9 protein-coding genes are annotated in these 7,700 nt (G+C 29.5%); 4 read left to right on the top strand and 5 right to left on the bottom strand.

Annotation, left to right across the window (positions count from 1 at the left end; genetic code table 11):
* The 4 genes from J7M77_RS14865 to J7M77_RS14850 all read left to right on the top strand — a co-directional run.
* Positions 1-954: site-specific integrase (locus J7M77_RS14865; protein ID WP_296879981.1), on the top strand; the 954-nt coding region annotated here is incomplete at its 5' end.
* 209 nt (positions 955-1,163) lie between these two features.
* On the top strand, positions 1,164-1,619 hold the full coding sequence (locus tag J7M77_RS14860) for a GNAT family N-acetyltransferase (protein WP_296879979.1): 456 nt from the start codon (positions 1,164-1,166) through the stop codon (positions 1,617-1,619).
* A 47-nt stretch (positions 1,620-1,666) separates the two neighbouring features.
* Positions 1,667-2,551, top strand: coding sequence for a DUF362 domain-containing protein (locus tag J7M77_RS14855; RefSeq protein ID WP_296879978.1), 885 nt, complete (start codon positions 1,667-1,669; stop codon positions 2,549-2,551).
* 100 nt (positions 2,552-2,651) lie between these two features.
* On the top strand, positions 2,652-4,064 hold the full coding sequence (locus J7M77_RS14850) for an ROK family protein (RefSeq protein ID WP_296879975.1): 1,413 nt from the start codon (positions 2,652-2,654) through the stop codon (positions 4,062-4,064).
* Positions 4,065-4,086: 22 nt separating this feature from the next.
* Here J7M77_RS14850 and J7M77_RS14845 read toward each other — a convergent pair whose 3' ends face one another.
* The 5 genes from J7M77_RS14845 to J7M77_RS14825 all read right to left on the bottom strand — a co-directional run.
* Positions 4,087-4,986, bottom strand: a complete 900-nt coding sequence (locus J7M77_RS14845) for a LysR family transcriptional regulator (protein WP_296879972.1) — start codon at positions 4,984-4,986, stop codon at positions 4,087-4,089.
* 46 nt (positions 4,987-5,032) lie between these two features.
* Complete coding sequence (locus tag J7M77_RS14840) at positions 5,033-5,785, bottom strand: MurR/RpiR family transcriptional regulator (protein WP_296879971.1); 753 nt, start codon at positions 5,783-5,785, stop codon at positions 5,033-5,035.
* Positions 5,786-5,876: 91 nt separating this feature from the next.
* Positions 5,877-6,443, bottom strand: coding sequence for a hypothetical protein (locus J7M77_RS14835; protein ID WP_296879967.1), 567 nt, complete (start codon positions 6,441-6,443; stop codon positions 5,877-5,879).
* 24 nt (positions 6,444-6,467) lie between these two features.
* Positions 6,468-7,274 (bottom strand): histidinol-phosphatase HisJ family protein, encoded by an 807-nt coding sequence (locus tag J7M77_RS14830; RefSeq protein WP_296879964.1) that lies wholly within the window; start codon positions 7,272-7,274, stop codon positions 6,468-6,470.
* Between the two features lie 130 nt (positions 7,275-7,404).
* Positions 7,405-7,700, bottom strand: a 296-nt coding sequence (locus J7M77_RS14825) for a cupin domain-containing protein (RefSeq protein ID WP_296879963.1), incomplete at its 5' end; no start/stop codon positions are given.

Genomic DNA, 7,700 nt, shown 5'->3' with positions numbered 1-7,700 from the left:
TGGCAGGAAGCCGATGATGCCTTGACACTATACCGTTTAACCAGTAAAAAAACAATAACCGATAAAGAGGCAAGTTCTTTAGCTCCGGACACTTTCCAAAAACTTGTTGATCAGCGAGAAAAGAATACGCCTACATTCAAGGAAATATTTGATATTGTCTACGAAAAAGATTTATCAAAGCTTTCTAAATCAGCTAAAACAGGATATCGTGCATGGATCAAACATTTTGATTCTATATGGGATAAAAAAATATCTCAAATTACTCTAAGTGATTTGCAGTATATTTTTGATCACGATAAATCCGGTCATGGTACAAAGGTGCATATGAAAGTATTGTGTTCAAAAATATTTGAATATGCAGTAATCCATCAGTATATAAGTCGTGATGATAACTATACCGAATACATAAAATGCGGTCAGGCAAAAGAGAGCTCGAAACATTATGCTTTCAGCATGGAGGAAATCAAGCTATTGATGAATGACAATAGTGATATAGCTAAAATTGTATTAATATATATATTCACCGGATTAAGAGCTAATGAACTGCTGAATATTCCTCGAAAAAATATCTATATAGACAGCCAATGTCCCTACTTAATTACCGGATCTAAAACCGAAGCCGGAAAAAACAGATACATCCCTATCCACCCTTTTATTCAGCCTTATGTCAAATCACTACTGTTAAAAAAAGGAAAAAGAGTAATTGATGTTTCTTACACCAACTTCAAAGATAAAAAATTTTACAGTTTAATGAATGATTTGAATCTAAATCATACTATACACGACACAAGAGATACTTTTGCTACTTTATGTCAAATAAATAATGTGGATATTTTTGCAAGAAAGCGTGTTTTAGGTCATAAATTTAAGGACATTACTTTTGATACTTATACTGATACTATAATAGAAAATCTATACCATGAAGTTTTAAAAATTAAGATTCCAGCTTCTTAATTCCTTGTTACTTATTTGTTACTTACGAGGTACATTTTAGGACATTTTATCGCTTGAAACCCTTGATTTTACGTTAAAAACACCCCCTTCTTGTTTCAAAATCTGAAAAAAATTAGCTAAAAAAACAACAACACTGTTGCAAAATTCAATTTTCTACTTGTATAAAAGTTTGTTTTATTAGATAATATTTTTTTACGGAGGGAAAAAACATGAATATTTATAAATATAAAATTGAAGATCTTGATGAAATAATTAAATTATTTTATCAAACTGTTCATCAGATAAATATTAAAGATTATACTAAAGAACAGGTAGATGCCTGGGCTCCATCAACTATTGACTATAAAAAATGGCATCAAAGTTTATCAAATAATTATTGTATTGTTGTAAAAGAAAATAATCAAATAATTGGTTTTGGTGATATTAGTAATGACGGCTATTTAGATCATTTATTTGTCCATAAAGATTTTCAAAATCAAAAAGTAGCTACTTTAATTTGTGATCAGTTAGAAAAAATAGTAAATAAAAAAATCATTACTACTCATGCTTCAATTACTGCTAAACCTTTCTTTTTAAAACGCGGTTATCAGGTCATTAAAGAACAAACAGTAACTAGAAATAATATTAGTTTAACTAATTTTGTTATGCAAAAAACATTGACTTAAAGTAAACTTTAAGATGTATATTAGGATTTAGAAAGGAATGATAGATAATGGAAAAAGCTAAAGTTTATTTTACTAAAGACATCACACCAGATAGTTTAGTTAACATTTTTGATGCTTTACAAATTGAGTTAAATGGTAAAACAGCAATCAAGATTTCTACTGGTGAACCTGGTGGTCATAATTTTTTAAATCCTAATTTAATTAAAAATCTAATAACTAAAGTTAATGGTACTATTGTTGAATGCTGTACTGCATACGGTGGTAAACGTATGGCTGTAGCTGATCATTTAAAGACAATTGAAGATCATGGTTTTAAAGCGATTGCTCCTTGTGATATCATGGATGCAAGCGGAGAAATGGAACTGCTAATTAAAGATGGTTTCCATTTAGATAAGGATATTGTTGGTGCTAACTTTAAAAATTATCAGTCAATGATCGTTTTATCACATTTTAAAGGTCATGCAATGGGTGGTTTTGGCGGTGCTTTGAAAAATATGAGTATTGGAATCGCTTCTTCAAGAGGAAAAACATATATTCATACTGCCAGCAAAACTAGTGATCCTAAACTTTTATGGGATAGTTTACCACCACAAGATCATTTTTTAGAATCAATGGCAGATGCCTGTAAAGGAGTCATTGATTATATGGGTAAAGAAAATATTGTTTATATCAGTGTTGCCAACAATCTTTCGGTTGATTGTGATTGTGACAGCCATCCAGCACCACCAGAAATGGCCGATATCGGTATTTTTGCTTCTCTAGATCCGGTTGCTTTAGATCAGGCTTGTTATGATGCTGTCATTAATTCACCAGATCCTGGAAAAAAAGCTTTAATCGAACGGATGGATTCTCGTCATGGTATTCATACAGTTGAAGCAGCAGCTAAGTTAAATTTAGGAATTCGTGAATATGAAATAATTTCACTTGATTAAGGGTCAATTTTGACCCTTTAATTTTTTCTGGATATTAGCTATAAAAAATAAATTTGATGTGCTAAACTATAAGTAAATCAATCAAAAAAGGAGGCTATTCATGGACGAATTTTTAAGGGAGATCAATACTCTTGTTTTTAAACAATGGATCTTATCTCAAACTAATGATGACTATTCTATTAAACTAAAAGAAGATGATGATAGTGTCATTGTAATTGATACTGCCTATAGTCATAGTGAAATAACTTTTAATAAAATGAGCATTATTGAATTTATTGTTACTAATTTAACTACTAATAACGCTGAATTCTATTTACATTTTCAAATGAATACGTTAAGCCATGCAATCGAATTATATGAAGAAATGTTAGATGCTATCAAAAAATTAGTCAAGAAACCTGTCAAAAAGATTCTTCTTAGCTGTAGTGGTGGCCTGACAACTGGCTTTTTTGCTGAAAAATTAAACGAAATTGCCACTTTATTAGATCTTGATTATGAATTTAGCGCTGTTCCTTATAATGAATTATTTGAAAGCGGTAAACAATACGATATCGTTTTATTAGCACCACAAATTTCATATATGCATGCTAAAGTTGAAGAAGCTCTAAAAAATAAAGTTGTTTTAAAAATCCCGCCCCAAACCTTCGCTAAATATGATGCTGGAAAAATGATTTCACTGATTCAAGAAGCTTTAAGTAAAAATAAAGGTGAAACTATTAAAACGGCACCACTATCATTAAAACAATCGATTGATAATACTTGTAAGATCTTAACGATTGCTTTAATTAGAGGTAATGAACAAGTCTTTTTCGACTATCGCATCTATAATAAACATAATCAAATTATCTTAGATGGTGAAGTTATTAAATCAAAAGTTTCTTTAAATGACCTTTATGATATTATTGATACAGTTACTGTTGAACATCCTGATATTAAAATAATCAGTATTTCAATGCCCGGAATTATTAATGATGGCCGCCTATCATGGGTTGAATCAGGATTTAATGATTATGATATCATGCATTATCTTACTAAAAAATATCCTTACCAGTTTTTAATCAGTAATGATGTAAATTGTATCGCTGCTGGTTATTATGTTAGCCAGGATCAATACTCATCACTTTCATTCATGTTTATTCCTTTGATGGGACGTTATGGCGGTATTGGCAATATTGTTAATGGTCAATTGCTTACCGGTAGGAAGAATATTGCTGGTGAAATGAAATATTTACCAATTGATATTGTTTCATTTGAAAATGATAAAACTAAAATATTAGATGATTCAATTGAAATGATGGCTAAAACAGTTACCTGTATTATTGCTATGCTCGATCCTGAAACAATTATTATTTCATCATACTTTTTAAAAGACAGTGATGAGCTATTAAATAAAACTAAAAAATATCTTCCCGAAAAATATATTCCGCCAATTGTTTTAATTGATTCATTAAAAGAATATAATCTTTTAGGACAGATGGTTTTAGCTGCCAGGCATTTTAATGCGTATAAATAAATCCTGCCAAAAAGCAGGATTTTTAAATTGGGGGAATATCTTTTAATAACTTTCGCATTAAATCAGCAAACTCTTCGAGATAATAATTAGTTTTATCTTTAGCCCAAAAAGCGCAATAGTTTCTTTGTAATGGTTTATCATGATGATAGATTGGGATTCTAACAATGCCTGGTGCCGGTATTGTTAGAGTACCAACAGCTTCAATTGGTAAAAAACCGCGATTACTAACAACCATCATTCGCCCTTCTTCTAAAGTATCAACAAAGATAAATTTATTAGCAAAACCTAAGGTATTTTGATAATAATCTTTTTCATGGAGCTGCTGTTCTTTACTGGTTATTAAAATACATGAATATTTTTGTAAATCATTTAAAGTAATTACTTGTTTGCTGCTTAATGGGTGCTGATTTGACACTTCAATATAACAGTCACTATACAATAATTCATAATTATAATAATCATTATTGAAAGCTCGTCTTTGATCACTAATAATTAAGTCAACCTGATTAGTAATTAATAAATTATATAATTCCTCATGGGTTCCATTAACAATTGATAATGATATTTCGGGATAAGTTTTAGAAAATAAAGCAATGGCATGATGTAATTCCAAAGCGCCATAACATCTTAAATATCCGATCCTCATTGTTGTTTCCTGGTCTTCACCACGACGAATCGTTTCATTTTTTAATTCTTCAATTTCTTGTAACAAACCGCTTGCATGACGATAAAAGTATTCACCGGCTGGCGTTAATGAAAATTGACGATTTTTTCTTTTGAGCAAAGCCACCCCCAATTCACTTTCTAAAGCTTTAATCTGTTGGGATATGGCTGATTGTGAAATAAAGCACTTTTCTCCGGCTTCGGTAAAACTTTGACAATCGACAACAGTTACAAAGTATTTCATCTGTTTTAATAACATAGCTCCTCCTTAATTAAAGATAGACAGCTTTTAGCTGTCTATTAAATTAACGATAGTATTTTTGATAATAATTAACTCGTAATAAATCAAAGATCATCATAATTTGATAATTAAATTGAATACCATCAAATTTACCTAAAACTTCAATTGCATAATCAGCACAGACGTTTTGATATTCACGATATTTAATATTTTGGGTAATTAAAACCAAATATGCTTCACAAATGTTTTGTGGTTTTAACTTTTTAACATTTTGTTCCATCAATCTTCCCGTAGCCGTAATGAAAATAACAATATCATCATCACTAAACTCAAATTCAGTATCAAATGAATGATATTCAACAACTTCTTTACCTAATGATATTAAATCAGTCTGCAAATCTACGGCAACACTGCTAGGATATAAAGCCCCAATAATAACAATTCTTTTTTTCTTGAAAATCAAATCACATAGTTCATCAATTAACTTACTAAGTTCTTCTTTATTATAACTAGTATCTAAATAATTATAAAAACTGCTGATATCAAAATTTAGCATCCGAGCATGAATTTGTTCTAAACGGCTTTGGCGATCCGCTAATAACTGTTCTTTAAAATCATTATAACTGTAAATCCCAAAATGACGACAAAAATCCAGCAAATCTGCTTCATTAAAATTTCCAGCTTTTAAAAAGTCATCAAGACTATATTTTTCCATTTCCGTATAGTGTTCAATGACAAAGTTACCAATTCTATACATATGATCATCGTCCAAACACCCATTTAAATATTTCAATATTCTTGAAATCATTAATTCCATACGCATCTACTCACTTTCTTAATATTATTATGATAATTACTTACTTATAGTATATAACAAATTCACGTAAAAAGAAATTAAACTCCTAGAATTATAGAAAAATCTCCTGAATTAAAGCAATAATATTATTACAATTATACTGGCCATAGTCTTTAGCATCAATATCTAAAATACGCTGATTAAATTTATTAGCTAACCCTTTGGAATAATGCTGGACCTGAGGCGCCATTAAAACTAGATCATATTCTTGATTTAATGCTTCCTGGTCAAAAATACTTGTTGCATTGAAATAATATGACAAGTTTTTTTGAATACAAAAATCGTTTAATTTTGTTGCAAACATACTTGAAGTAAGACCGCTAGAACAACAAATCAAAATTTTTCTAGATGATAGATCAGCTTTAATTTCATAACTCTGCTGTTTAAAATTTACTAATAATTGTTTAAAATTTGCTAAAATTTGTTCTTGATCATCCTCTTGACTAATTAGATAATGCAAATAATAACAGTGCCCTTTACTGGTTTGATCAATAATATTTTCTTCAACGATCAAGTTATTCCAAATAACTAATTCACCTAGTAAATGTTCATGAACAATTTGATAAATAGTTTTATTATCTTCAATTGTTTTAGTAACCTGAACTGCTTTATCACTCATTTTTTCACCTCTTCTAATCATTATTTATAATAAATGAAAAATTGGCTGCATTTGTTTAAAAGTACAAAAATGTTTAAAACCGATTTTCTTTAATTCCATTTTCATTTCCTCAATATATTTACCAACTTGATTCATTTCATAGCTGTTGCTGCCAATTGTTATAATTTTACCCCCTAGATCATGATACATTTTTAAAATCTTGATAGATGGTACTAAATAGATACCCTCTTGTTTTAATGATGATAAATTGACTTCAATTCCTTTGTTATCTATAATAAGCTGTTTTAATATATCAGCAATAATATCTTGATATTTAGAAATAGAATATTCATCCTGACAACATTTCTTGATTAAATCAAAATGCCCGATAACACTATAATCATGATATTTTTTGATAACTTCTAGTAATTCCTGATAATATCGTAAAGCACTATATTTTTTATCTAAATTATGTTTAAATAACTCTTGATTTTCTAGCTGATTGATTGAAAGAATAATAAAATCTAAATCATAGCGATCATAAAGCTGTTTAAACTGATCAATTGTATGAACTTGAACCCCAAACTCCAAACCTCTTTTTATCGTAATGTTTTGATAATATTTCTTTTTTAAATATTCAATTTTTTGAAAATATAATGGATAATTAACATTACTATCATCTTTACCTTCAATAAAATCAGGATCATCAACATCCTTTTTAATTCCATAATCAACATGATCAGTAAAACAAATTTCTTCTAATCCCTTTTCGATTGCCATTTTGATAATATCCTCCATTAAGCAATTGCAATCAAAACTGAATTCAGTGTGTATATGATAATCGCAAAGCATTAATTTGCCCTCCTCTAATACTACTATTATAGCAGTTTTTACTAATATCTTTCCACCAATCAACAAAATTCTTCTATTATAATTAAAATCAATAAAAAAGAAAGTTGTCAAAACAACTTTCTAAAGATTTTTATAAAGCTAAATAATCTTTGTCTTCTACCGGCTCTAACCATTCATTTGAAGCATCTTTTGCCGGTACTTCAATTGCAATATGAGCAAACCAGGAATCTTTGGCAGCACCATGCCAATGTTTAACTTCTGGGGCAATATTAACGACATCACCTGGTTTTAACTCTTGAGCTGGTTTCCCCCATTCCTGATACCATCCTTTACCATCAGTAACTAATAAGATTTGTCCACCTTTATGATGAATATGCCAGTTATTACGACATCCTGGTTCAAAAGTTACATTAGCAACGCCTACTC

Source organism: Thomasclavelia sp., from assembly GCF_017889095.1.
Taxonomy (GTDB): Bacteria; Bacillota_I; Bacilli_A; order Erysipelotrichales; family Coprobacillaceae; genus Thomasclavelia.
This window is presented reverse-complemented; position numbering and strand designations above follow the sequence as displayed.